Origin of the sequence: Catenibacterium sp. GCM10023432, assembly GCF_042651925.1 — a bacterium.
Lineage (GTDB): Bacteria > Bacillota_I > Bacilli_A > Erysipelotrichales > Coprobacillaceae > Catenibacterium > Catenibacterium mitsuoka.
This window is the reverse complement of record NZ_JBHSEB010000107.1, coordinates 1-24,857: the sequence shown is the minus strand read 5'-3', so window position 1 is coordinate 24,857 and position 24,857 is coordinate 1. Positions and strand designations below refer to the sequence as shown.

Sequence of the window (24,857 nt, the reverse complement as noted above, 5' to 3'; positions counted from 1 at the left end):
TTCCGATGATAACTGTACCAGTATCTGTTTTGCTTTAGAAGTTACTGGTATCTATTCTACTAATGTCTATAACTTTATTAAAGACAATCTCAATGATAATGAAAGCATCAAATTTTTGAATACTGATTTTGTCAATCAATGGCGTAACGCTCATAACATTGCTAAATCTGATCCTTTAGATGCTCAAACCATTTCAACTATCATTGGTACTGATTCCGATGTTCAATATGTCAATGACAACGTTTTTGAAAATAAAAACGGATATCAAGATTTGAAAGCTTTAGTACACAGACATTATCAGATCAAAAAAATCTATTCTCAAGAAATCAACCGTCTCATCGCCCAATGTGATTGTTTATTTCCTGAACTTCAATATGTTTTCGAACCTAAATCAGCTGCTTTTATCGCTGTCTTATCTTCATATCCTACGACACATGATATCATAAATGCTTCAAGACTTGAAGTATTCAATGTCGTTTATGAAGCTACGAAACATCGCTGCTCGATGGATAAGATCGATAAGCTCTTTGATTTGTGTCATGATACTCTGGTTCCTGATAATATTTCTTCTTATGGAAGAAGTATCATTCTAGACCTCGTTGAAAACATAAAAAACATAAAAGGTCAGCTTAAAATGATTGAAAGATATATTAGAGATGTTGCTTCTTTAAATCCAGCTTATAAACTGCTTCTTACAATTACAGGATGTGGTCCTTTAACTGCTGCAACTGTTATTGCTGAAACTGGCGATATAAAACGATTTAAAAACGCAGACTGTTTTGTCTCTTATTCGGGAACAAGCCCTAGAAACAAGCGCTCTGGAACATCTGTAGAAACCATGGGCAAGATTTCTAAAAAAGGCTCCAGATATCTCAGACATGCAATTTACATGATTGCTGAATTTGCCAGACGTCATAATCCAGTTCTAAAACATCAGTTTGAAAGAATCAAGAATGGAAACAAGAAAAGACATAAGCTGGCTAATATCGCAATCGCAAATAAAATTGCACGATATATCTATTCCATTATGAAAAACGAAATCGGCTTTGTAATTCTTCATGAACATATCATGAGATTACCAGAAGAAACCCAAAATACGTTCTTCAATTCAATATCATTAGACTTTCCTAAAAATACTAGAAAACAGATCTATCAGTATTCTGATATCAATGGTGAAGTACATAAGTTTGTATACACCAAATTAGAAGAGACGATGATTATTTAATGGTATATAGAAATCTAATGTAAGAGCTTTCGATGTTTTTGCATTGAAAAGTTCTTTTCAGTGTACTCTTTTTTAGAAAAGAAAGAGGATTTTTATAGAGGATTCACCTCTAAATCAAGACAAATGCCTATAAAATCAATAAATTCTTAAAAAATAAATCATTTATTGACATCTAATAGTTTGTCTTTTCTACTATTATAACATAACTATCTAGTTGAATAAGCGATAAACTATCAAGTTGTACCTAGTCAATATAATATCTATTCTTTCCCTTGCTTTTCTTCCCATATTCTATCGCCTTTTTAGGACATTTCGCAATACATGCCATACAATGCGTACATTCCTTACCCCATACAGGACGATGATCTTTTATTTGGATATTTTTTAATGGACATAATTTCTCACATAATCCACATCCAATACATTCATCCGTACTATAGAAAGCAGCTGCTTTCACAAAAAGTGGATAGAAAACTGTATTCACAATAGAAGATTGGAACTTGTCTTTCAATTGTAATGACATGTTAGGAAAAGGTAAATGCTGATGGATATAGGAAACTGCTTGTTTAATAACAGGATCTGCCTGTTTAATAATCTTTTTGGCTTCATCATCTTCTGGTGTATTAAACATTGCGAGATAGTTCTCTGGCATGATAATTTCCATTGTACCTTTATAGTTGAAGCCCTTCTTCTCACATAGTTTTCTATTATAATGACCTGCATTGCCTATATTTCCCCCACAATCCATCACAAAATAGACTTCTTCAACATCCTTAAAAGCTGTCGAACGAATCCATTCTTCAACAATACGAGGTATTCTCCAGGCATAAGTGGGTACCACAAACACCAATGTTCCTTGGATATTCTGTAAGCTATGATCATTATTTCTAATAAGTGTATTCATATTTATATAATCTTCATTTAATTGTTGATGTAGTTCTCTTGCAATATATCGACTATTGCCTGTTCCTGTAAAATAATAAATCATTTGTGTACTCCTTGTTGTATATGACTAACTTTCAATGTAATTTTTAAAAAAATGGTGTATACTTTGTAAAGAAAGAAGGTAAAGCAATGAAAAGAAAATGCTGGTGTGGTAGTCAGTTAGACTATCATGATTGTCATGAAGCTTTTGATAAAAAGCTTAAACAATATAAAAAACATGGTTATCTTATTCCTAATCATAAAATGATTAAGAATGAGAAACAGATTGAAGCTATTAAAAGAGCAGCTGTTGTCAATAATGGATTATTAGATTATATTGAAGAACATATTCAAATTGGTATGACAACACAGGATATTGATGATATGGCTGTAGCTTATACTTCAAGTCATGGAGGTTATTCTGCAGATTTAAACTATGAAGGGTATCCTAAGAGTATCTGTACTTCTGTCAATGATGAAGTATGTCATGGTATTCCTGGAGATTATGTACTTCAGGATGGAGATATCATTAATGTGGATGCGACAACTGGAGTAAATGGCTATTATGCAGATGCTTCAAGAATGTTTATGCTAGGTCATGTATCAGAAGAAGCACAGCGTCTAGTAAAGGTGACTAAAGAATGTCTTGAAGAAGGTATGAAGGCTGTAAAGCCTTGGGAAAGTACTATTGCTGATATTGGTACAGCAATTGAAAAGCATGCCCATGCCAATGGCTATAGTGTTGTAGAAGAGTTCTGTGGTCATGGTATTGGAAAAGCCATGCATGAGGATCCTTATGTATATCATTATACACCAAAAGAAAAGACTGTATTAATAGTTCCTGGAATGGTATTTACTATTGAACCAATGATTAACCAGGGAACACGTCATATCCATCTAGGTACTGATAATGACTGGACTGTTTATACAGATGATGGAAAACTATCAGCACAATGGGAACATACTCTTCTAGTAACAGAAGATGGTGTAGAAATCATTTCTAAGTAATTAAAAAATCTTCTTTACGTCAAATGTAAAGAAGACTTTTTCATTTCACCATTGAGAATGCAAATACCACAGCACCTAATATAACTAGGATAATACCTGTCACTCTATTTAATGTTTCTGGAGTGGCTTTATTCGCAAAGCGCGCTGCAATTCTTGCCCAGATAAATGTAAAGATAACACATAGAATCCATACACCCCAGTCAGGTGTCCCACCAATCGCAAAATGAGATACAGCACCTGTTAAGGCAGTGAATGTCATAATAAAGACACTTGTTCCTACTGCTGTCTTAAGTTCATAGCCTAATACAGAAGTAAGAATAAGAAGCATCATCATACCTCCACCTGCACCAATGAAGCCACAGATAAAACCAATAATAACACCACAGATTACTGACTGAATGGCTCTTTTTTTAGGAGAGACTGCTTCCATAGATTCTTTTGTTGTCATAACTGGTCTAAGGATAAACTTTATTCCAAGAAGCATTGTCATAAAGACTGAGAAATTACCCATAGTAGCTGCTGGTACTAAACTAGAGATATAGCTTCCTACTACTGTAAAACATAATACAGAAACCATCATGATTAAACCATTTCTAATATCTAGATTCTTGTTTTTACCATATTCATAAGCAGAGACTGCACTTGCAAGTACATCGGAAGATAAAGCAATCCCTACAGCCATATAAGGCTTCATTCCTAAGAAAGTAATTAACATAGGACTAATAACAGCTGCAGCACTCATACCTGCAAAACCAGTACCTAATCCTGCACCCATACCTGCAAAAAATGTAACAAGAATAGTCATTAACACTGTCATATTACTGATCCTCCAATATCCTATCAAGATTATCTTCCATGATTTCCATACCTTTAAATAATATTTCTTTCATAGAATCATCCATGCTATTAAATAATGTATCTTTAAAATCCTTCTGAACTATGCGTCCTTTTTCTATAATAGAATCTGCCCGAGAAGTACATACAAGTTCTGTCTTTCGGCGATCTCCTGCCACTTCTCTTCTTTCTAGATACCCTTCTTTTACAAGCTTATCTACATTTATAGAAACAAGATTGGCTTTAATTTTTCTTACTTCTACAATATCTCTTGCTGTCTTATATTGAGGATTATTCGATAAAAACATCAATATATCAAAAGCTGTTTGTGGTAATTTCATTTCCTGACATAGTGGTTTACACATAACACTATATGCATGAGCCATTTTATTTGGAAACTCTATATTGAAATACATGCTCTTACCTTCTTTCACATTTAGATAGTTCATTTATGAACTATTATAATCTTATAATATCAGAAGTCAATAAAAAGACTGCGAGTGCAGTCTTTAAGATACTTCCTTATGATGATTCATTGCATCTATAACTTCTTGTTTTTTTACTTCATAAGCATGACCTGTATGGTCATCTAGAATATCCAGTGCTTTCTGATAGTGACCTTTTCTTACATAGTAATCAACATAATTGACTTGTACTGCTTCACTATCTGCATACTGACTTAAATAATCAAGAATCACTGATTCTTCTTTACCTGATTCTATAAGTAAATCCAAACCATATTTTGTCCAACGTTCATAGATAAACTTTTGGAGTTCTCTGTCATCATAAAGAGAGGAATAGAGAATCTTCTGATGAATAAGATTGAACTTCAAATCATAGAACTGCTTACTATCAAAATCATTTAAGAGTACTGAATCAATCATACTTTCATAAAATGGCATGCAGCAGTCACTATAAAATTCCTTCACTGCATTAAAGGCTTCTTCACTAGAAGGATAGATCTTTATAAGTTGTCTCAAATACTCATGGACATCTTTAAGAAAGTCATAGAGTTCTTTCTTTGGGTCTAAACATGTGACTTTACTTAATGTGCAGGCAATAAGCGCATGTGCTGTCTGGTAATCACGTATTGATATAAGTTTACTTAAAGAGATACGAAGATACTTTTTTAATTTTTTTAAGAGTGTTGGTATATGATCTTCATTGTCATCTATCAGTTCTACTAGATAGTCTAAGTATTTATCTTGAATTGTCGTTGTTTCAATAAGATCAATAAAGCGTTGTTGTAAAGACTCATTGAATCTCATTTCATTAAACAGGAGCTGTTCTAATTGATTTCTTGGAAGTGTATGAATACGTTCTTTGAGTTCTTTTATAAACTCGATATCTAGTTTTGCCTTGATATCATCATAATTTTCATATTCACTACATGCAAGAAGTACAGCTGCCATATGCTTACAATGATGTCCTTTATTGGCATAAGGACAATCACAATACATACCAGTGACCTGTTTATCCTTTAAATCTATAGTCACATGATAATCATCTGACCCTTCTACTACAGCCGCAATACCATAAGGCTCCTGATAAAGCTTCTTGACCTTCTCTTTATTAAAGTAATCATAACCACGTTTTAAGATGACATCCGTAAACTGATCTGCCCAATCTATAATATTAAGATTTAAACAAGGTGAAATCTCCTTTTTCATCTTAAGTAAATCTTCATCTTCTTGATGATACTTTAATCCAAGTTCTACGACTTCAAGAGCTTTATTATTATTTCTATTTTCTAGACATGCATTCGCATATCGAATAAACACAGGTGGATATTTGTGATATGTATCAAGGAAATGAAGAATGTCCTGATGGGAATGACGTGCTTCCTGCAACATCTTTAATCCTATGTATATCCAGCGAGAGTACTGCATACGTCCATCCCAGATATCTTTCAAGGCTTCACTACCTAGGATCATATGATTCACTATGCGGTACTTATCTTCATATAATTCTGCTTCATTAAAACATTCTAGAAAGACTTCAGTAAGATATTCTTCATCTTCTTTCTCATACTTATGAAAATGGTATTCTCTTTCAAATACATCTAATAAAGTCTTCTTATTATGACTGCAAGAAACGATTATTTTTAAATCATTCTTAAGCTCTTCTAAGATATCATCTTTTTCTTCAGGAATAGATGAAATGAGATAAAATGTTTCAAATACCAAATTAAGTGATGCAAGAGAGTCTTCTGTTATTGTAGGAAGAATTGAACGTTTATAGGAGATGAGTTTATTGATCATCTGTTTATAGCTTCCACTCTCTGTAATAATATCTCTAATCACAGATTTGTACTTTTCATCAGTATAGACTTCTTGAAAATCATGGAATTGATATGTTTGTTTGGGATCATAGGCATAAAGAAGTGCTGCAATATGTTCACAATATTCATCTTCATTTTCACAGCTGCAATCCATATCTTCTATCATTCCATCACGTAAATAAACAATAGAGTAATAGTCTTCATCATCAAATATGCTTCCTTTGATTGCATATTCATTATGTTGAATGTCTTCTACTGCACCACTTTGGTAGAGTTCATATCCTCTCTTTAATGTTCTTGGAGTGAACAATTGATTCCATCTTATCTTATCCATAAATGTACCTCTCTTAGAATCAATTATAGCACACTTAATTCATCTTTCTTCTTCAATATACGATATGCGATTAAACAAATAATCACTGATAATAATGATCCTAAAGGAGCGGCAAGTCCCATTGGAAACAAGTTATGAGGATACAAAATAGAAGCAATATAAGAACCTGGTACTCTGACTAATGAAAGAGAGATGATATTATGAATAAAACCAATATAGCTCTTACCATCAGCCGCAAAGTAACCACTAAAGCTAAAGTGAACCCCTGCAAATATTGTATCAATAATATAAGAACTGATATATTGTGCACCTAGTAAGATTACTGTTGTATCTTTAGTGAATAAGCCAAGAAGTGTAGGTGCAGCACATTCTACAATCAAGGCAACAATGATTCCATAGAGAGTAGCAATTATAACTGCATATTTTAATACAGTACGGGCACGCCCGTAGTCTTTGGCACCGATATTTTGTGCAGACAAAGCTGATACAGTCGCAAGCATTGTAGAAGGGATAATAAAGATTGCTGTAATCATTTTTTCTACGATACCTACTGCAGCGGCATCATTTAATCCACGGCTATTCGCAATAATAGTAATGATGATAAAACCAACCTGAATACATCCATCCTGAATTGCGACAGGAAAGCCTACTTTTAAAATCTGTTTAAATACCTGAGGTTGAAGATGAAGGTCTTCTTTTTTGATATGAATGTCAGAAGTACGATATTTCATTGAGATGAGTGCGATAATAACACTCACGCTTTGTGATAAAGTAGTTCCTAATGCGGCACCTACAGGTCCCATATGAAATAAACCGATAAAGAGATAGTCTAAGACAATATTTAATAAACAAGCAATCGCAATAATATACATAGGGCTTTTAGAATCCCCTAAACCTCTGTATATAGAACTGATGATGTTATAAGCAGTAATGAAAGGGATCCCTATAAAGCAGATGACAAGATACTGTACAGTTCCAGTCATTGCTTCTTGTGGTACATTGAGTAACACAACAAGTGGTTTTACAAAAATAAGCAACAGAAGAGTAGAAATGATAGAAATGCATGCAAAGAGTGTAATTGTATTACCTATCGTTCTTTCTACTAATGTATGATTCTTAGCGCCAACTGCATGACTAATAGAAACAGTAACCCCCATAGCCAGTCCTACAAGAATCGCTGTCAACATATGCATGACCTGACTACCATTAGAAACAGCTGTAATACCATCTACCGCATTAAATTGCCCAATGATAAATAAATCAGCCATACCATAGAGTGTCTGTAAGAAATAAGATAATAGATAAGGTATCGCAAAAAATGCGATATGTTTTAATATATTTCCTGATGTAACGTTATTTTCCATATAAGTCCCCCTTTGTAATCTGAATAGTATCATTAGGTTATATACTATGTAATTGCAAAAGTCAATAAAAAATATAGGTTTTCAACGCCCATTTGTCGTTTTTTACCTATATTTTTATTTTATCTCAGCAATAATAGTCACACATTTACAGGAAAATATATAGTGACTTTGTCATGACTCGATTTCTATAAGTTCATAATCTCTATAACCATATCCCAATGCTTCTGCTGCTTCAATAGTATGAACACCATTTCTTGATTCAATACGTTCAATAAGATGTTCTTTACCTGGATCATCTGAAGCATAGACAAGGTCCAAACATGCCTGATCAATAGCAATAGGATCAGTAGAAATCAAAATACCAATATCTTTCATACATGGATCTTCTGCCACTGCACAGCAGTCACAATCGACTGACATATTTTTCATCACATTGATATATACAATATTATCTTTAAAATAATTATGAACAGATGATGCAGCATCAGCCATAGACTCTAAGAATAAATCATGATTTGCTGTCCACATATCTTCTGGAACACCTGCACCATGTATATATGCTTTGCCATAAGAAGATGCACAACCAATAGAAAGCTGCTTTAAAGCACCTCCATATCCTCCCATTGGATGTCCTTTAAAATGTGATAAGACAAGCATGCCATTATAGTTTGCAATATCTTTGCCGACATAGTTTTTTTGAATCACTTTACCACCTGGAATATCTAATACAAGATCTGGTCCTTCCGCATCTAATAAATCAACATCAAAATATCGAGACCATCCATGTTTTTCAATTGTCTTTAGATGTTTTTCTGTTGTATTTCTTGATCCTTCATAAGCTGTATTACATTCTACAACTGTCCCATCAAGATGTCGGATTATAGGAGCCCAGAACTCAGGTGTTAAGAAATTCTGATTTCCTTCTTCTCCTGAATGTAACTTAATCGCAATATGACCTGTTAATTCTTTTCCTAACTCTTCATACATAGTAAGAACCATTTCCGGAGAAATTGTACGTGTAAATAATACTTTTGATTTCATTTATATCACCTCTCTAAAAAAATTGTAACCTTAAACCAAGGTTTAAGGTCAAGAATTATTGAATCACATTCTATTATTTCTTATACTATTAAAGAGGTGATTAGATGACTTATACAATTAAGCAAGTATCAGAAATGATGTCTTTACCTGTTTCTACTATTCGTTATTATGATAAGATGGGACTCATTCCTTTCTTAGAAAAGAATGAATCAGGTTATCGTATCTTTAAAGAAAAAGATATTTCTATGCTGCGTATTATTGAATGTTTCAAGAATACAGGTATGAGTATTTCTGAAATGCAACAATATGTAGAAATGGTTAAACGTGGTGATGAATCATTAGAAGAACGTTATCAACTCTTTGTGAGAAGAAAAGAGATTGTATTAGAAGAAATGCGACAGTTAGAAAAACAACTAGAAACAATTAACCATAAACTCTGGTATTATGAAACTGCTATAAAAGCAGGTACAGAAGATATCCATAAAAAATAATCCTCTCCAATTACGGAGAGGGTTATTTTTTATGGAGGAGTTATTCTCCTTCTATTTCTTTAATTAAACATTCATTGCCTTGCAGTAAGACAGTATTCCCACTATGACAATAAGGACATTCTCTGCCATAATCGATTGTAGAATAAGTATTTTGACAGTTATGACAGATTGTAATAGCTTCAATCCATTCATAATCAAGTGTTGAATACTTTAGCAATGGCACTTTCTTCTTATAATATTCCCAGCAGTCTACTAAATAGTCCGGTTCAATACCACTGACCTTGCCTATTTGTAAAGTGACTCTACGTATATCTGTGAGACTGTTTTCCTGTGCGACATCTTCTAATGTCCTAACAATATGTACGACAATACCTAATTCATGCATTTTTATTTCTTCTTATTACGTAAGATCTTAATCTGTCTTTTTGCAGCATAAGGAAGAATGACCTTCAACTTATCTTCTGATCTCACCATATTGCTTCCTTCTGGGATATCTCTTGTAAGCTTGATTGCATCAAATTCACATTTAGTTGTACATAGACCACATCCAATACATTTATTAGGATCTACCACACTTGTACCACATCCAAGACAGCGTTTTGCTTCTGTTTGTACCTGTTCAGGCGTAAATGTAGAACGTAAGTCTTTAAATGTTTCTGTCGCAAGACCCTGTTTTGTACCTGGAATCTGTCTCTTTGAATGATCAAAATCTAAAGTAATTAAAATATCGTCCTTATCAAGCTGATTAAACTGGTGTAAATCTCTACCTAAAGTTAAAGAATGACCCTTATGTACATAACGATGCATTGATTCAGCCGCTTCTTTACCCTGTGCAATCGCATCAATCGCAAAGCGAGGACCTGTATATACATCCCCTCCTGTAAAGATATCTTCTACAGAAGTCTGTAAAGTAATAGCATCCGCTTGAATTGTACCATTTGGATTTGTATTGATATCTAATCCTTCTACAGGAATAATATCCTGTCCTACAGATAATAAAACATAATCACATGGGTAGCTTTCTGTTTGTGTTTCATCATAAGATGGATTAAAGGCACCTGTTTCATCTCTTAAAGATATACATTTCTTTAATGTGATTGTATGATCCTTGATTTCCTGGGGACCCCATCCACAATGCATAGTAATACCTTCATGAATGGCTTCTTCCACTTCATCAGAGCTTGCAGGCATGTCTTTTTCTGATTCTAAACAGAATAAGTCAACAGATGCTGCACCACTTCTTAAAGCACTTCTTGCCACATCCATAGCCACGTTACCACCACCAATGACAACCACATGACCACTAAGCATGTCTTTACTCTCTTCTTTATTAACTTCTCTTAAGAAATCAACACCTGTCATAACATACTCTTCATTCATTCCAGGAATATTTAATTTCTTACCACCTTGTGCACCAATCGCAAGATAGATGGCTTCATAGCCTTCTTCACGTAATCCATCAATAGTGATATCTTTACCTATCTCTACACCACATCTAAACTCAATGCCCATTGCCTTAAGCACTTCTATTTCTGCATCAATGACATCTTTTTCTAATCTAAATGATGGAATACCATAACGAAGCATACCACCTGGTTTTTCTTCTTTTTCAAAGACAGTGACAGGATAACCCTTGATTCTTAAATAATAAGCAGCACTCATACCAGCAGGACCTGCACCAATAATAGCCATCTTATTAGAATAGAATCCACCCTCTTCATTTTCACATAATGGGATATAGCGTTCTTCCTCATTAAGTTCTCTTTCCGCAATAAACTTCTTGATTTCATCAATTGCGAGAGGGGCATCCAATAATCCACGTGTACATTCCTGTTCACATCTTCTGTTACATATAGAACCGCATACTGCAGGGAATGGATTAAAGTCTTTAATAAGCTTTAAAGCATCCATGTAACGTCCAACACTAGCCATCTTGATATAGCCCTGTACAGGAAGATGAGCAGGACAGGCTGTTTTACAAGGAGCAGTCCCTGTTTCATGACAATTGACTTTGGCAGTATCTCTAAAATCAGGATTCCAATGATCTGGTCCCCATTTAATCATATCTGGTAATTCCACCTGTGGATATTCAATAGGCCCCTTCTTTGTACAAAGCTTCTGACCAAGCTTTGCAGCTCCTACTGGACATACTTCTACACACTTGCCACAGGCTACACACTTGCTGACATCCACATGTGCACGATAAGCACTTGCAGACATATTTGGTGTATTAAAGAGCTGGCTTGTTCTTAAGGCATTACATACACCTGCTGCACAGTTACAAATCGCAAAGATCTTATCTTCACCATCAATATTTGTAATCTGATGCACATAACCTTTTCTTTCACATCTTTCTAATGTTTCAATAACATCTTCATAAGTACAGTAATGACCACCTTTATTTGTCTCTACAACATAATCAGCCATATCGCCCACCGCAATACATACATCAGCTTCAATATCACCTGTACCTTCTCCTCGAACTCTTTGTTGTCTACGACATGAACATGGAGATAAAGCATACTTATCATACTTATTCAACCAATGAGAAATCTTTTCTACAGACACTGCTTCCTGATTGGCTTCAATAGATTTTTCTACTGGAATAACATGCATTCCAATACCAGCCCCTCCTGGTGGCACCATTGGAGTGACCTTTTCTAGTGGTAATCTTGTCATCTGCTCGAAGAAATCAGTCACAACTGGATGTTCTTTGACTAAATCATTATTCATAACCATGAATTCTGCAGAACCAGGGACGAACTGAGGCATCACATATTGTTTATGATGATCTACATTTTCCCAGTTATATTCAATCATCCCTATATCACATACTTCTTTTAATACACGTTCAACACGTTCTTCTTCCCAGCCTGTTCTTTTAAGAATTTCTTCAAAAGACATAGGTTTGCGTACTTCAAAAAATAAACATAAATTACATTGTTCATCATTCAAGATTTCACTTAAACATTTGTATTCAGGATCATCTTCCTTAAGTTTCTTGAACTTCACTGGTATTCGATCTGTAATACGTCTTGCAAGTCTATCAATATTATCTCTATAAGCCATTGTTTTATTCCTTCCATTCTCTTATACGTGTTAAAAGGTAATCACACCAAAGCTTGACTCCTTCTCCACTTTTTGCACATATTTCAAACACCTTTGCATTCTTATTACGATAATGAATATTCTCTTTACACTTTTCTATATCGAAATCAAAGTAAGGAAGAACATCCACCTTATTAATAAGTACTACATCACATACTTCAAACATAAGCGGATACTTTAAAGGCTTATCATCCCCTTCTGGCACACTCAATATCGCAATATTTAAAGAGGAACCTGTATCAAATTCTGCAGGACATACCAAATTTCCCACATTCTCTAATACTGCAAGATCTAGATTTTCCATTCCTAATTCATGTAATCCCTGTCTTGTCATATCCGCATCTAAATGACACATGCCTCCTGTATGTAATTGTATTGTACGTACACCATACTGACTAATAGTGTGCGCATCCACATCACTATCAATATCTGCTTCCATAACACCAATATTCACTTCATCTTTAATTGTTTCAATAGTGCGTGATAATGTGGTTGTCTTTCCTGAACCTGGACTAGACATGATATTAAGTAAGAAAACACCCTTCTCTTTGCATTCCTTTCTTAATAAATCGGCATCCTTATTATTATCTTCAAATATACTCTGTTTTACTTCTATAACCTTATACATATGTAAACCCCTTTCATTAGATATTCTAATAGATTTCTTGAACAGAGTAAACAGAACAAAACAATCCTTTAACAAATCATCTTATTTGTAAGGATTTAAAATTCTTAGAGTTTGTGATTTTCTTTAAAATAGTGGTGTATTTGGTGTATAATGGCACAGGTATTCAAAGGAGAAGAATTATGATATTAGAACAAATAGATGAAAACTTATTAAAAATTGCGAATGAATCTGATGTTGTATTAAAAGATATTTATGAAAAGATTGATGATGTTTGTTTCTATAACTCAAACAGAGTTCTTTCTGCATTTATTGAGAATAATGTCAGCTATTCTGATTTTGCGGACATGAATGGATATGGCAGCTATGATTCAGGAAGAGATAAGCTAGAAGCTATTTTCGCAACTATTCTTGGATGCGAAGATGCATTAGTTAGACCACAGATCATGAGTGGTACAAATGCACTTTATTTAACTTTATCTGCTTTGCTTAAGCATGGTGATACAATGATTTCATTATCTGGAGCACCTTATGATTCTTTACAGGAAATGATTGGTATTTCAGGAGAATCTAGTCAGTCATTAAAGGCTCATGGTGTATCTTATGAACAGATTGATTTAATTGATAATGATTTCGATGATGATAAAATCGTAGAACGTTTAAAGAAGAATGACGTTAAACTTGTAGAAATCCAGAGATCTAAGGGTTATTCTTCACGTTTATCTTTAACACTTTCTAAGCTTGAACGCATTATTACTAAGATCAGAGAAGTCAATAAGGATGTTATTATCATGGTAGATAACTGCTATGGTGAACTTGTAGAAAAGAAGGAACCAGGACATATCGGTGCTGATATCGTTGTAGGGTCTTTAATGAAGAACCTAGGTGGAGGTATTGCTCCTACTGGTGGTTATATTGCAGGTAGAAAAGATTTAATCTTTATGTGTGCTGAAAGATTAACTGCACCTGGTATTGGTAAAGATCTAGGAGCTAACTTCAATATGAATAATACATTCTTCAAAGGTGTATTTATGGCTCCTAATGCCGTAAAGAATGCTTTAAAGAGTGCTGTATTTAGTGCTTATATGTTAGAAAAGTTAGGCTTTAATAATGTCTCTCCAAGATATAATGAAGAAAGAACTGATATTATTCAGACATTAGAACTTGGTACAGAAGAAAACCTAGTGAAGTTTACACAGGCTATTCAGAATAGTTCTCCAATTGATTCATTTGTAGCCACTATGCCTGCACCAATGCCTGGTTATCCCCATGATGAAGTGATGGCTGCTGGTACATTTACTTCTGGAAGTACAATTGAATTAAGTGCCGATGCACCTGTTGTTGCACCTTATACACTTTATATCCAGGGTGGTCTTACATTAGAATATAGTAAACTCTCTATTCTATTCGCCCTTACAAATGTTTTAAAGAAATAACACGAAAGGTCCTGATTGATTTCAGGACCTTTTTTAACAGCTGCCTTTCTGGCCGCCATCTATTCTTATAATTGTATTGTTGATGAAATTGGCTTCATCACTAATAAGGAACTTCACAAGATAAGCCACTTCTTCTGGTTTACCATAACGGTTAACCATGATTTTTTCCTGTTCCTCTTTTAAGAACTCTTCATCATATCCATCTAGTTCATTGTCTGTTCCAATGAATCCTGGTGCGATTGCATTCACATTAATATATGGCCCATATTCAAAAGCAAGATTATGTGTTAATGAGATCAATGCCGCTTTAGAGGCATCATAATCAATACACATTGGATAATAAGTATTTATACCATTGGTAGAAGAAATATTAATAATACGTCCATATTCCTGATCAAGCATATGTCTATAGACACGCTTACTGCAATTAAATGCCCCTACGACATTGACATCCAATGTCTTTCTAAACTCATCAGCCGTCTTAAGATGAAAGAGATTGGATAAATCAACAGCGGCATTATTAATAAGAATATCAACACCACCCCATTTTTTCTCTATTAAAGAAATCATGGCATCCACTTCTTCTTCCTTTGATACATCCGCTTGAATCGTCATCACACGTACATCATAATTCTTTTTAATCTCTTCTTCTAATAAAGCCGCTGCTTTATTAGAAGTAAGGTAGTTGATCACTACATCATAATGATTTTTCGCAAGTTCTAATACGATGGCTTTTCCTATCCCTTGAGCGCCACCAGTTACAAGTACAACTTTATTCATATGTGAAAAAAGAGCTTATATTAAGCTCTTCCTGCGTATTTTCCATCAGATGAGAAGACAACGATTTCTTCGCCTTCTTCAATAAACTGAGGTACTCTTAATGTTAGACCAGTATTAGTGACAGCATCCTTAGTCTGGTTAGATGGTGCACCTTTAATAGCTGGGTCTGTCTTGACAACAGTTAATTCAACTTTTTCTGGGATAGATACTGATAATAAATCACCTTCAAAGAACATAAGAGATGCTTCTCTTCCTTCTACGATGAAATATTTATTGAATCCGATCTGTTCTTCTGATAATTCATAAGTATCATATGTTTCCATATCCATGAAATAGTAAGTAGAATCAGCTTCATATGAGTACTGTGCTGTTTTCTTTTCAATGTTAGCAGCTTCGAATTTTGTTGAAGCGTTGAAGTTTCTGTCCTGTGTAGAACCAGTCTTTAAGTTCTTCATCTTAGTCTTTAAGATAGCAGCACCTTTACCAGGTTTTACATGTTGGAAGTCTAAAACAACCCAAGGATCGCCATCAACGATTAATGTAAGTCCAGTTCTAAAATCTCCTGCAGCAATTGCCATAATAATCACTCCTGTTTCTATATGTTTTTTACGTTCCTATTGTAGCAGTTTTATAGCTTACTCTCAAGTTATAGAGAAATTTAATTAGAATAAAGATAATTTTTCGTTTGTTTTCTGGTGTTCTCTAATATATTTACTCCATTTAATATAACCATAAGTTGTATTAGTGAAGTAACCAAGCTTAAGTATGAGTAATACATACTGTCCAGATAAGATGTTAATAACAGCCTCTAAAGCAGCACAGATATACCATGCAATCCACTGTTCTCTTAATCTGAAGAAAATAAATAAACCATTTGCAATACCTACTGCTGATGCACAGGCATCAATATAAATGATCCATGTTTCTAATGTCTTATTTGTATAGAAATCAGTTGCAATATCTAAACCACTGATGAAATAACCAACAACGACAGTCCATACAAAGATACCTACAATAACAAGTACTTCCTGATATCCTTTTAGTTTTCTTACCATTGTCAATTCATCTTCTTCTTCATCTTTATGCTTAGACCAGTTGATATAACTGATGATATCAATTGGAAGCCAGAAGAATAATGTAGTCACCATTGTTGCAAAACGATACATTAATACAACACACATTACGATTTCCGTAATTTCTACAGCAACAGATACTAAGAAGTTGTAACGAGACTGTTTAGAAATGAGTAATTCACATAAGATATTTAAGAATGTATCTAAAAGATACAATAACATGATAACAATACCATTAACACCATTTGCACTTTCTTCTGGGAAAGCAACAGCGAAAATAGTAGCAAGTAACATGATGCTCAAGAACCAGCTCTTTTCATATGTTGTAAACTGTTTAGAGAATAACAACATTAAAGCCAATGACAAGCTTAAAATAAATAAAGAAGATGCAAGGTTAAAGATGTACATAGTCTTATTTGCCATGACCTGCTTATAAGAATGTTTAACTTCTTTCTGACTCACATCTTTGTGATCAAAGTATAAGTCAGTTCCATTACTTGTCTTGAATTCATAAGCAGTAATAGTCTTATTCTTTAACTGTGTATATTCTTCATAAGAATAAGAAACAACAAGCTGTTTGTCACCTTTACTATATGTAACATCACATACTGTGTTGTCTGAACTATAGTCTTCATCCTGTGTATTTCTTTTCATTACAATGCTTTGTACATAATCCACTTTACCAGGATTAGAATGCACTTCTTTAAGACCTACACAAAGAGAAATAATTGAGCCTAATACTAATGCAATAAGAACAATAATTTCAGCTGTTCTTAATTTCTTTCTAGGTTCAATGTTGTTTTTAAAAAATTGAATCATATTACAAACTCCCCTTAAAATTTTAAAATCAGTATTTAAAAAAATACTTCACAATTATAATAAATAATCACTTAAAATGGTAGGTCTTTTTGTAAAGTTTATCGTATTTCTTTCAACATTTCTTCAGGTGTAATATCAAACAAACTTGCAAGCGCTATAAGATTAGTCGTACTTAGATCAAATGAACTATTTTCCCATTTAGAGACTGCTTGTCTAGATACACCAAGTGTTTCTGCCACAAATTCCTGAGTCATCTGACATTCCATGCGGTGCTTTTTAATCACACCTCCTAGTGTTTTTGCATACTCTTCCTTTTCTTTACGTACAGGCTCTGACTTAATATATTTTCTTAATGCAACAATGAGCAAATAAACGACATAGATGATTACACCCCAGACAATAAGTACAGGTATAAGCACCAGTAATAACATGAATGTATTTGCCATTTTGATTTCCCTCCTCACTAAAAATATAGCTTAATACCACTAGTTGCGCTATAAACTATCAAGCAACTAATAAAAAAAGAAGGCATCGCCTTCTTAACGCATACAAATATAAACAAGATATGCTGTATAAATAGCAAGCATCACAATACCCTGCCACTTAACAAGTTCTTTCTTCTTCCATGCAAATGCCCATACAAGAGTACTTACTGCAATTAAAATAAATGTATCAATCAAGTTTTCTGTAATAATGGCAACAGGACTAATGACCCCGGCAATACCTAATACAAGCAAGATATTAAAGATATTAGATCCAATAACGTTACCTAAAGCCATATCGATTTCATTCTTTCTTGCAGCAACAATAGAAGTTACTAGTTCTGGAAGACTTGTTCCTAAAGCGACAATAGTCAAACCAATAAGGTTCTGACTGAGTCCTAGCATAGTCGCAATAGCTGTAGCACCTTCTACGACGAAATCACCACCAAATTTAATAGCAGCTGCACCACCGACAATATATACAATACACTGCCATACTGGTAATAGCTTGATTTCTTCATCATTATCTTCGCTTAATGCTTTATTTCTTGCTTGCAATGCAGAACGGATCATCCATCCTAGATATACAGCAAATAATACAATAAAGATTGCACTATCTACTCTACCTAGCATACTATCTAAACCAAATACAAGTAATAAAGCCGCACAGATAATAGAGAATGGAAATTCTTTCTTTAATGTATCTGTAGAAACTGCAAGAGGTACAAATAGTGTACATGCACCACATACAACCATTAAATTAAATAAGTTAGATCCTACTACATTACTAACTGCAAGAGCGTTGTTGTTGCTCATTGAAGCAGTGACACTGACTGCACATTCAGGTAAACTTGTACCCATGGCGACAATTGTAAGTCCAATGATCATTGAAGGAACTTTTAATCTTTTTGCGACAGAAGAACTCCCATCCACAAAGAAATCTGCACCTTTAATCAATAATATAAAACCAATAATTAATATAGCTAATTTCATCAAAGTATCAATCATTTTTTCTCTTCCTTTATATATAAACTGATTAATAATTTAACATTTCATCCTACTGTTAGTCAATAGTATCCAACGATTGAAGCACATCTATTATTTCATCATAATTTCACATGTGAGGTGACGATAATGACTGATTACTGGTTTGTTAAAAATCTGTTTTAGCATATAATTCTTTTTCATTAATAACCTTATTAACTACTTTATTCATACCATCCGTACGATAATCACGATAACCATAAGAATCACCTACAACATGATCATTTTCATCTAATAAGACATAATCCATTGTCCAAGTATCAATAGACATACTGACAGGAATCTTGTCTAATTCCTTACAATTTTTCATTCCATTTTCGAAATGATAGATTTCCTCTAGTTTGATTTTTCCATCTTGTATACAGGCTAACATATGACGTTCGCTAGAAGCTCCAATATCTACTGTAAGATAATACTGGTTCATTTCCATTTACCTCCTTTTGTTTATATTTTCCATTGATGACTCATTTGATGTAAAACAAGGATGTAAAAAAGTCCACCGAAGTGGACTATATTCCATTTAATTCATCAAGCATTGCACTTCTGTTTTTATATTGAACCTTCCATTTCTTGATGATTTCATCAACGATTTTATCACCACCATTAATAGATTTCATGATTCTTAACTCTTCTACAATTTGGTAATAATGCTTTCTGCTTCCAGTAGATTCAGCCTGTTTTTCAACATTTTCTCGATATATCTGAAGCAGCTGTTCAGGATATTTCTCACTAAGCAAATCGGTATATTGATGCAGCAAATATTTATTGTCACTTCTTGAGAGAACGTCTAAAAGCTGTTCATATAGTTGCTCTGTTTCTAATATTTCACATAAGAACCTTCCAGGAGTAAGCTGTTCAATTATAGAGTCTCTTTCCTTGATCCATTCTTTATCAGAAAAAAGACTTCTCAGCTCAACATAATCCTCTAAATTAGTATCATTGAAAAAGAGAATCAAATTCTTTAATTCTTCTCTGTAAGCTTTGATATTTCCCTGCTTCTTATAAATATCTTTCTTCAATATTATATTATACTTCATACGATCTTGATTTTCATATTCAAAATCAATACATTCGTCAATATAATCTAAAGCCTTGTCATATTCTTTATTATTAATACAAGTATAGACACAGTCCATTCTAATAGGAATATATTCCCAGTACTTTTTATGAACAGCACTTATCTCCTTCTTTGATGCTTTATTCTTCTTTAAGAGTTCAAGATACTTTTTCGCAAATCCTTCAATTGCATATCCTCTATTAAAAATATTATCATGACTCTCTATGTAGTCTAACTGTTTTTTCACAAGATCAAGCTTCAGCTTTAAGAATTCTTTACCACTTAAACAATCAAAAAATATTTCAATAATCTTTTGGCTATCATAATAATCTCTCATGCTATTGAGGTATTGTCCTAATTCAACAAAAGCTTCTAATCTTTCTAAGTCATCCATACACATAATTATATTTGCCCATTGGCTTATAATGATAACAGAAAGTGCAACCGTTTCACCTCCATTATCCTCAATATCTAGCTTATAAAATACTTCATAAGCTTTTAATAAGAATCTAAATGCGAGAGAATATTGATCCCTTTTCTTTAAAACATCAAGCCACTTGTCAACAGCATCTTCAAAGTATTCACAAAAATCACAGCTAAATTCATAATCGATATAATGATAACCATCACTATAAGAATTACAAACTCCCTCCAAGTCATCAATCATTGTATCTAGAGAAATTTCATTTTGTGTATAGTGTTTAAACGATTCTACTAAATTAGGATTATCATCAAGTACTTGAATAAGAAATGATCGTACATCCTCTTCTGAAGCATCTTCAACAAGCTGGGAACTATCTATTTCTGGATGAGTCACTTTTAGTTGCCACTCATATAAAACAGCTGCCATGTGCTTACAATTATGCTCGTCTTGTGCATAAGGACAATCACAGGACATGCCTATGATTTTATTTCCATTTAATTTGATTTCTACATGATAAGGATGTGTGCCATAAACTACTGCCTTAATCCTATTAGAAGTAATACGTAAATCTTCTACGCGTTCATCAAAATAATACTCATACCCCCTATCCAATATTCGTTTTTGAAAACAAGTTTCCCATTCCATATAAGTACCTCCAATGTATAGTTTTATTATAGCAAGGTAGAAAAGAAGTAATATTAATATTATTTCTACACGTACGCTCAAAGAAATTGTGATAACACTTCTTCACTTTACGGTAATATCTTGTAGTCAGACTGAATGAGTGCCCTGCCAAGCATACAATAAAAAAATCACACCGGACTTATATTCTGCTTAACTCATCCATCATTGCAGTTCTGTTTTTGTATTGATTCTTCCATTTCTTAATGATCTCATCAACGATTTTATCACCACCATCAATACGTTTCATAGTTCTTAAATCTCCTACTAATTGACGATAATATGATCTATTTCTTGCATGCTCTGCCTCTGTTTCAACAGCCACTCTATACATATGAAGTAATTGTTCAGGATATTCATCTTTAAGAAGATGAGTATATTGTTTCAACAAGCTTTTATTGTTACTTTTTATTATACTATCAAGTAATTGTTTATGAAGGTTCTCATGGGCGTATATATCACATAAGAGACAATCAGAATTGATCTGTTTAATGATAGAATCTCTTTCCTTAATCCACTCTTCACTAGTATACAAATTTTTTAATTCTATATATTCTTCTATACTAGCATCACGGAAATCAAGAACGATTACCTTCATCATTTCTTTGTAACCTTCTTTATTTCCTTGTTTTTGATAGATATCTTTCTTCATCCCTATATCACGCTTATAAAGAGACTGATCTTTATAGTCAAGCTTAATACACTTATCAAGATATTTCAAAGCTTGGTCATATTCCTTATTAAGCATGCACTCTTTAACACAACTCATTCTCACAGAATCATATTTCCAATACTTTTTATAAACAGCTTTTATTTCTCTCTTTGATGCATTGTTCTTTTCTAAAAGTTCAAGATAATCATTCACAACTGAATTAATCATAAACTCTCTATCAAATATAGAAGGATACTTACCAAAATAATCATATTGTTCCTCTACGAAATCAAGCTGAGATTCTACATATTCATCTCCAATAAAACGACTAAGAAGAGTTTCAACGAGATCTATTTTAAAAGCATAATTCTTCATAGAATAGAATTGCTGGCGTAGTAAATCAAAAACTTCTTTCCTTTCGGATATGTCTATATAAGGAAGAACATATGTAAATGCTTCGTTAATATAATATGACAAAGCATAAGGTTGTTGTTCATCTTCATCTATATCAAGAGAGTCTAGTATACTATAAGCCTCAGCTAAGAAACGAATCGCATTAAAATATTCTTCTTTCTGTTCCAAAAGATCAAACCACTTAAATACGCACTTTTCATAGTCCTCACAAAAAGGCACAGTATTATCAATATTAATATAGTTATGAGCATATTGATAATAACGAATGATCTCTAAAAGTTCATTCGTCATCGCATCCATAGAATTATCTGTTGATGTAAATTGTTTAAAACGTTCTACTAACTCAGGATTTTCATTAAATAAATGTAAAAGAAATGCGCGTATATCATCATCTGACGCATCATTAAGGATTTCTGAATGACCTATTTTTGGATGGCTCACACGTCTTTCCCATTCAAAAAGAACTGCTGCCATATGCTTACAATTGTGTCCATCTTGTGCATAAGGACAATCACATGACATGTCTTCTACACAATCTCCATTTAATTCAATTTCTACATGATAACGATGTGTCCCATAAACAACCGCCTTAATCTTTTTAGTAGTTACATATATATCCTCTACATAGCCATCTAGATAGTAATTATATCCTCTATTTAATGTGTTTTTAGAAAATTTGTTTTCCCATTCCCATTCCATATAGGCACCTCCAATGTATAGTTATATTATACTAAAAAAGACAGCATTTCTGCCATCTTTACTGTTCACTATTCATTTTCTTATTCATAAAGATATAGAAACATACATTGAGGATTATACCAGTAATAGTCGCAATTGGTGCTGCAAGACCAATGTTTGTAAGACTGGCATTTGGCTGAATAGACATATAATAAGAAAGAGGTAGACGTACAAGAAGTGTTTGTACTAATCCTTGTACCATAACCCATACTGTTTGATCATGTCCATTAAAGTAACCGATCATACTAAAGAGTACTGCAGTAACTATTGTTTCCAATGCAAAACCTTTTAAGTAAGCATAACCCTGATGAATAACACCTTGTTCTGTCGTGAAGATTCCTGTTAACATATCTCCTTTAAACATAACTAAACAAAATACAATTACGCCAATAAATAATCCTATACCCATACCTGTAAACATAGATTGTTTAGCTCTTTTTTCATTATTTGCGCCTACATTCTGAGCCACAAATGAAGCCATGGACTGCATTAAAGCACTTGGTACAAGCATCGCATAGTTTACAATTTTACATGCTACACCATATCCTGATGGTGCCTCTAATCCCAAACGATTAATAAAGGCACATAATGCAAGGAAGGAAATCTGAGTCAAGCATTCCTGCAATGCGAGAGGTATACCGATCTTCATTGCACGAATGCAGTGAGGGTTGATTTTAAAATCCTGTTTATCTATTTCAAATGGGAGTTTTCTTTTCTTTAATAAACCTAAGGCGAATAATACACTACATGCCTGTGCAAGTACTGTAGCCATTGCAGCACCTGCTGCATCTAGATGGAAACCTGCTACTAAAACTAAATCTCCTACCACATTAATAAGACATGCTACTGCTACAAAAAGTAATGGAGACTTACTATCTCCTAATCCTCTAAAAATAGCTGATAGAACATTATAAGCCACAATAAAGAAAATACCACCACCACATATTCTTACATACATAGATGTAAGATTGAGTGCTTGGTCAGGTGCCTGCATGAGCGTTGAAATAAGCAATGCACATAATATCATGATGATGAATAAGAATACAGAAACTATTCCAAATAGAACTGTAGCACCACCAATTAAAGCCCCAATGTTTTCTTGTTTCTTTTCACCTATATATCTTGCGATGAGTACTGTAATACCCATTGCAAACTGAGTGATCACAAATGTGACAGGGTTTAATACTTGACTTCCTGTAGAAACAGCGGATAAGCCTGCTGATGTTCCAAAGCGCCCTACCACAAGTAAGTCAACCGCACCATAAGCTGCCTGTAATACTAATGCGCCTAGTACAGGAATCATAAATGCTACTAATTTCTTAAAAATACTTCCCTGAGTAAAATCTGAATTCATTTATGCTTTTCTCTTTTCACACATCACTTGATAGAACTTTTCTATTGTTTCAATCATGCAATCAGCCTCTTCTATAGAAATATCACTTAACCTTTGAGATAAGTCTTCAAAATAATCCTTATTGAACTTTTCAAATAAAGCCTGTCCTTTTTCACTTACTTCAATATAAGTGACACGTCCATCTTCTTTAGAAGATATCTTATTTAAATAACCTTTTTCTACCATAGAACTTACAGTACGTGTGACTCCTGGTCTAGGTAAATTGAGTGCAGAACTTAAATCTGATACTTTAACCTTTTCATGTGTTTCTTTCAAATTAAGAACTGTTTCTAAATAACGAATATATGAAGGAAGAACACCTTCGGGAAGTTCTGGTAATAAGTCTAGTATTCTTTTTGCCATATAACAGCTATCCAGCATTTCCTTTGTTTTTTGACTATTCATATGCTTCTCCTTTTTAATTACCACAAGTAATTATCTATGGTAATCATATAAAAATATGATTAAATGTCAATCACTATTCATGATTTCTTAAGATAAGTTTTACGAGAAGATGATTTTAGTCATATTGCTTCATCCCTATAATCTTAGTATACAAGGTAGAGTCAAAAGTTTATGAAAAACTTGATGAATGACAGATTTCAGGGCTCGATGAACGATGCGATATC

The 24,857-nt window shown here is 33.5% G+C and carries 23 protein-coding genes; 4 read left to right on the top strand and 19 right to left on the bottom strand.

The window, feature by feature from the left end:
• The coding region (locus tag ACFOZZ_RS12885; protein ID WP_376815391.1) for an IS110 family transposase at positions 1–1,225 on the top strand (1,225 nt) is incomplete at its 5' end.
• A 244-nt stretch (positions 1,226–1,469) separates the two neighbouring features.
• Here ACFOZZ_RS12885 and ACFOZZ_RS12880 read toward each other — a convergent pair.
• On the bottom strand, positions 1,470–2,213 hold the full coding sequence (locus tag ACFOZZ_RS12880; protein WP_055234507.1) for an EFR1 family ferrodoxin: 744 nt from the start codon (positions 2,211–2,213) through the stop codon (positions 1,470–1,472).
• Positions 2,214–2,299: 86 nt separating this feature from the next.
• Here ACFOZZ_RS12880 and map point away from each other — a divergent pair, with 86 nt between their 5' ends.
• Complete coding sequence (map, locus tag ACFOZZ_RS12875; RefSeq protein ID WP_040390289.1) at positions 2,300–3,157, top strand: type I methionyl aminopeptidase; 858 nt, start codon at positions 2,300–2,302, stop codon at positions 3,155–3,157.
• A gap of 40 nt (positions 3,158–3,197) precedes the next feature.
• Here map and ACFOZZ_RS12870 read toward each other — a convergent pair whose 3' ends face one another.
• The 5 genes from ACFOZZ_RS12870 to ACFOZZ_RS12850 form a co-directional block, all read right to left on the bottom strand.
• Positions 3,198–3,968 (bottom strand): sulfite exporter TauE/SafE family protein, encoded by a 771-nt coding sequence (locus tag ACFOZZ_RS12870; protein ID WP_376815392.1) that lies wholly within the window; start codon positions 3,966–3,968, stop codon positions 3,198–3,200.
• A gap of 7 nt (positions 3,969–3,975) precedes the next feature.
• On the bottom strand, positions 3,976–4,407 hold the full coding sequence (locus ACFOZZ_RS12865; protein ID WP_278779091.1) for a MarR family winged helix-turn-helix transcriptional regulator: 432 nt from the start codon (positions 4,405–4,407) through the stop codon (positions 3,976–3,978).
• Positions 4,408–4,500: 93 nt separating this feature from the next.
• Complete coding sequence (locus tag ACFOZZ_RS12860; RefSeq protein WP_376815390.1) at positions 4,501–6,606, bottom strand: SWIM zinc finger family protein; 2,106 nt, start codon at positions 6,604–6,606, stop codon at positions 4,501–4,503.
• A gap of 23 nt (positions 6,607–6,629) precedes the next feature.
• Positions 6,630–7,970: an MATE family efflux transporter gene (locus ACFOZZ_RS12855; protein ID WP_376815389.1), complete on the bottom strand. Its 1,341-nt coding sequence runs from the start codon at positions 7,968–7,970 to the stop codon at positions 6,630–6,632.
• A 171-nt stretch (positions 7,971–8,141) separates the two neighbouring features.
• Entirely contained in the window at positions 8,142–9,011 is an 870-nt protein-coding gene (locus ACFOZZ_RS12850) for a DUF362 domain-containing protein (protein ID WP_278779097.1), read from the bottom strand.
• 104 nt (positions 9,012–9,115) lie between these two features.
• On the opposite strand from ACFOZZ_RS12850, the gene ACFOZZ_RS12845 reads away from it, so the two are divergent.
• Entirely contained in the window at positions 9,116–9,502 is a 387-nt protein-coding gene (locus ACFOZZ_RS12845; protein ID WP_278779099.1) for a MerR family transcriptional regulator, read from the top strand.
• A 40-nt stretch (positions 9,503–9,542) separates the two neighbouring features.
• Here the strand turns inward: ACFOZZ_RS12845 and ACFOZZ_RS12840 are convergent, their stop codons facing one another.
• The 3 genes from ACFOZZ_RS12840 to hypB are packed head-to-tail and all read right to left on the bottom strand — an operon-like array spanning position 9,543 to position 13,238.
• Positions 9,543–9,887: a hydrogenase maturation nickel metallochaperone HypA gene (locus ACFOZZ_RS12840; protein ID WP_055234496.1), complete on the bottom strand. Its 345-nt coding sequence runs from the start codon at positions 9,885–9,887 to the stop codon at positions 9,543–9,545.
• 2 nt (positions 9,888–9,889) lie between these two features.
• Entirely contained in the window at positions 9,890–12,571 is a 2,682-nt protein-coding gene (locus ACFOZZ_RS12835; RefSeq protein ID WP_279080197.1) for an FAD-dependent oxidoreductase, read from the bottom strand.
• A gap of 4 nt (positions 12,572–12,575) precedes the next feature.
• Positions 12,576–13,238, bottom strand: a complete 663-nt coding sequence (hypB, locus tag ACFOZZ_RS12830) for a hydrogenase nickel incorporation protein HypB (RefSeq protein ID WP_278779103.1) — start codon at positions 13,236–13,238, stop codon at positions 12,576–12,578.
• Between the two features lie 179 nt (positions 13,239–13,417).
• Between hypB and ACFOZZ_RS12825 the strand changes: the two genes are divergently transcribed.
• Positions 13,418–14,671, top strand: coding sequence for an aminotransferase class I/II-fold pyridoxal phosphate-dependent enzyme (locus ACFOZZ_RS12825; protein ID WP_278779105.1), 1,254 nt, complete (start codon positions 13,418–13,420; stop codon positions 14,669–14,671).
• Positions 14,672–14,704: 33 nt separating this feature from the next.
• Here the strand turns inward: ACFOZZ_RS12825 and ACFOZZ_RS12820 are convergent, their stop codons facing one another.
• From ACFOZZ_RS12820 to ACFOZZ_RS12775, 10 genes are all read right to left on the bottom strand, one after another.
• On the bottom strand, positions 14,705–15,451 hold the full coding sequence (locus ACFOZZ_RS12820) for an SDR family NAD(P)-dependent oxidoreductase (RefSeq protein ID WP_055233937.1): 747 nt from the start codon (positions 15,449–15,451) through the stop codon (positions 14,705–14,707).
• A gap of 20 nt (positions 15,452–15,471) precedes the next feature.
• Entirely contained in the window at positions 15,472–16,029 is a 558-nt protein-coding gene (gene efp / locus ACFOZZ_RS12815) for an elongation factor P (protein WP_055289480.1), read from the bottom strand.
• Between the two features lie 84 nt (positions 16,030–16,113).
• Positions 16,114–17,343 (bottom strand): nicotinamide riboside transporter PnuC, encoded by a 1,230-nt coding sequence (gene pnuC / locus ACFOZZ_RS12810; protein ID WP_278860509.1) that lies wholly within the window; start codon positions 17,341–17,343, stop codon positions 16,114–16,116.
• A gap of 98 nt (positions 17,344–17,441) precedes the next feature.
• Positions 17,442–17,789 carry a helix-turn-helix transcriptional regulator gene (locus ACFOZZ_RS12805; RefSeq protein ID WP_376815388.1) on the bottom strand — a complete coding sequence of 116 codons (348 nt, stop codon included), beginning with the start codon at positions 17,787–17,789 and terminating at the stop codon, positions 17,442–17,444.
• Between the two features lie 93 nt (positions 17,790–17,882).
• Positions 17,883–18,833 (bottom strand): calcium/sodium antiporter, encoded by a 951-nt coding sequence (locus ACFOZZ_RS12800; protein ID WP_376815387.1) that lies wholly within the window; start codon positions 18,831–18,833, stop codon positions 17,883–17,885.
• Positions 18,834–18,978: 145 nt separating this feature from the next.
• Positions 18,979–19,293, bottom strand: coding sequence for a hypothetical protein (locus tag ACFOZZ_RS12795; protein WP_376815386.1), 315 nt, complete (start codon positions 19,291–19,293; stop codon positions 18,979–18,981).
• An 85-nt stretch (positions 19,294–19,378) separates the two neighbouring features.
• Complete coding sequence (locus ACFOZZ_RS12790) at positions 19,379–20,995, bottom strand: SWIM zinc finger family protein (RefSeq protein WP_376815385.1); 1,617 nt, start codon at positions 20,993–20,995, stop codon at positions 19,379–19,381.
• Between the two features lie 178 nt (positions 20,996–21,173).
• Positions 21,174–22,796 carry an SWIM zinc finger family protein gene (locus ACFOZZ_RS12785; protein WP_278861495.1) on the bottom strand — a complete coding sequence of 541 codons (1,623 nt, stop codon included), beginning with the start codon at positions 22,794–22,796 and terminating at the stop codon, positions 21,174–21,176.
• Between the two features lie 58 nt (positions 22,797–22,854).
• Positions 22,855–24,189, bottom strand: a complete 1,335-nt coding sequence (locus tag ACFOZZ_RS12780; protein WP_376815384.1) for an MATE family efflux transporter — start codon at positions 24,187–24,189, stop codon at positions 22,855–22,857.
• Positions 24,190–24,633: a MarR family winged helix-turn-helix transcriptional regulator gene (locus ACFOZZ_RS12775; protein ID WP_278779120.1), complete on the bottom strand. Its 444-nt coding sequence runs from the start codon at positions 24,631–24,633 to the stop codon at positions 24,190–24,192. It abuts the gene before it with no gap.
• Between the last annotated feature and the right edge of the window lie 224 nt (positions 24,634–24,857).

Excerpts from the sequence above, each read along its gene's own strand:
- ACFOZZ_RS12785 (WP_278861495.1), bottom strand. The coding sequence starts at position 22,796 with ATGGAATGGGAATGGGAAAACAAATTTTCTAAAAACACATTAAATAGA.
- hypB (WP_278779103.1), bottom strand. The coding sequence starts at position 13,238 with ATGTATAAGGTTATAGAAGTAAAACAGAGTATATTTGAAGATAATAAT.
- ACFOZZ_RS12795 (WP_376815386.1), bottom strand. The coding sequence starts at position 19,293 with ATGAACCAGTATTATCTTACAGTAGATATTGGAGCTTCTAGCGAACGT.
- ACFOZZ_RS12825 (WP_278779105.1), top strand. The coding sequence starts at position 13,418 with ATGATATTAGAACAAATAGATGAAAACTTATTAAAAATTGCGAATGAA.
- ACFOZZ_RS12800 (WP_376815387.1), bottom strand. The coding sequence starts at position 18,833 with ATGATTGATACTTTGATGAAATTAGCTATATTAATTATTGGTTTTATA.
- ACFOZZ_RS12855 (WP_376815389.1), bottom strand. The coding sequence starts at position 7,970 with ATGGAAAATAACGTTACATCAGGAAATATATTAAAACATATCGCATTT.
- ACFOZZ_RS12790 (WP_376815385.1), bottom strand. The coding sequence starts at position 20,995 with ATGGAATGGGAAACTTGTTTTCAAAAACGAATATTGGATAGGGGGTAT.
- ACFOZZ_RS12865 (WP_278779091.1), bottom strand. The coding sequence starts at position 4,407 with ATGTATTTCAATATAGAGTTTCCAAATAAAATGGCTCATGCATATAGT.
- ACFOZZ_RS12845 (WP_278779099.1), top strand. The coding sequence starts at position 9,116 with ATGACTTATACAATTAAGCAAGTATCAGAAATGATGTCTTTACCTGTT.
- ACFOZZ_RS12850 (WP_278779097.1), bottom strand. The coding sequence starts at position 9,011 with ATGAAATCAAAAGTATTATTTACACGTACAATTTCTCCGGAAATGGTT.
- ACFOZZ_RS12805 (WP_376815388.1), bottom strand. The coding sequence starts at position 17,789 with ATGGCAAATACATTCATGTTATTACTGGTGCTTATACCTGTACTTATT.
- map (WP_040390289.1), top strand. The coding sequence starts at position 2,300 with ATGAAAAGAAAATGCTGGTGTGGTAGTCAGTTAGACTATCATGATTGT.
- ACFOZZ_RS12780 (WP_376815384.1), bottom strand. The coding sequence starts at position 24,189 with ATGAATTCAGATTTTACTCAGGGAAGTATTTTTAAGAAATTAGTAGCA.
- ACFOZZ_RS12880 (WP_055234507.1), bottom strand. The coding sequence starts at position 2,213 with ATGATTTATTATTTTACAGGAACAGGCAATAGTCGATATATTGCAAGA.
- ACFOZZ_RS12820 (WP_055233937.1), bottom strand. The coding sequence starts at position 15,451 with ATGAATAAAGTTGTACTTGTAACTGGTGGCGCTCAAGGGATAGGAAAA.
- ACFOZZ_RS12840 (WP_055234496.1), bottom strand. The coding sequence starts at position 9,887 with ATGCATGAATTAGGTATTGTCGTACATATTGTTAGGACATTAGAAGAT.
- ACFOZZ_RS12775 (WP_278779120.1), bottom strand. The coding sequence starts at position 24,633 with ATGAATAGTCAAAAAACAAAGGAAATGCTGGATAGCTGTTATATGGCA.
- pnuC (WP_278860509.1), bottom strand. The coding sequence starts at position 17,343 with ATGATTCAATTTTTTAAAAACAACATTGAACCTAGAAAGAAATTAAGA.
- ACFOZZ_RS12835 (WP_279080197.1), bottom strand. The coding sequence starts at position 12,571 with ATGGCTTATAGAGATAATATTGATAGACTTGCAAGACGTATTACAGAT.
- efp (WP_055289480.1), bottom strand. The coding sequence starts at position 16,029 with ATGGCAATTGCTGCAGGAGATTTTAGAACTGGACTTACATTAATCGTT.
- ACFOZZ_RS12860 (WP_376815390.1), bottom strand. The coding sequence starts at position 6,606 with ATGGATAAGATAAGATGGAATCAATTGTTCACTCCAAGAACATTAAAG.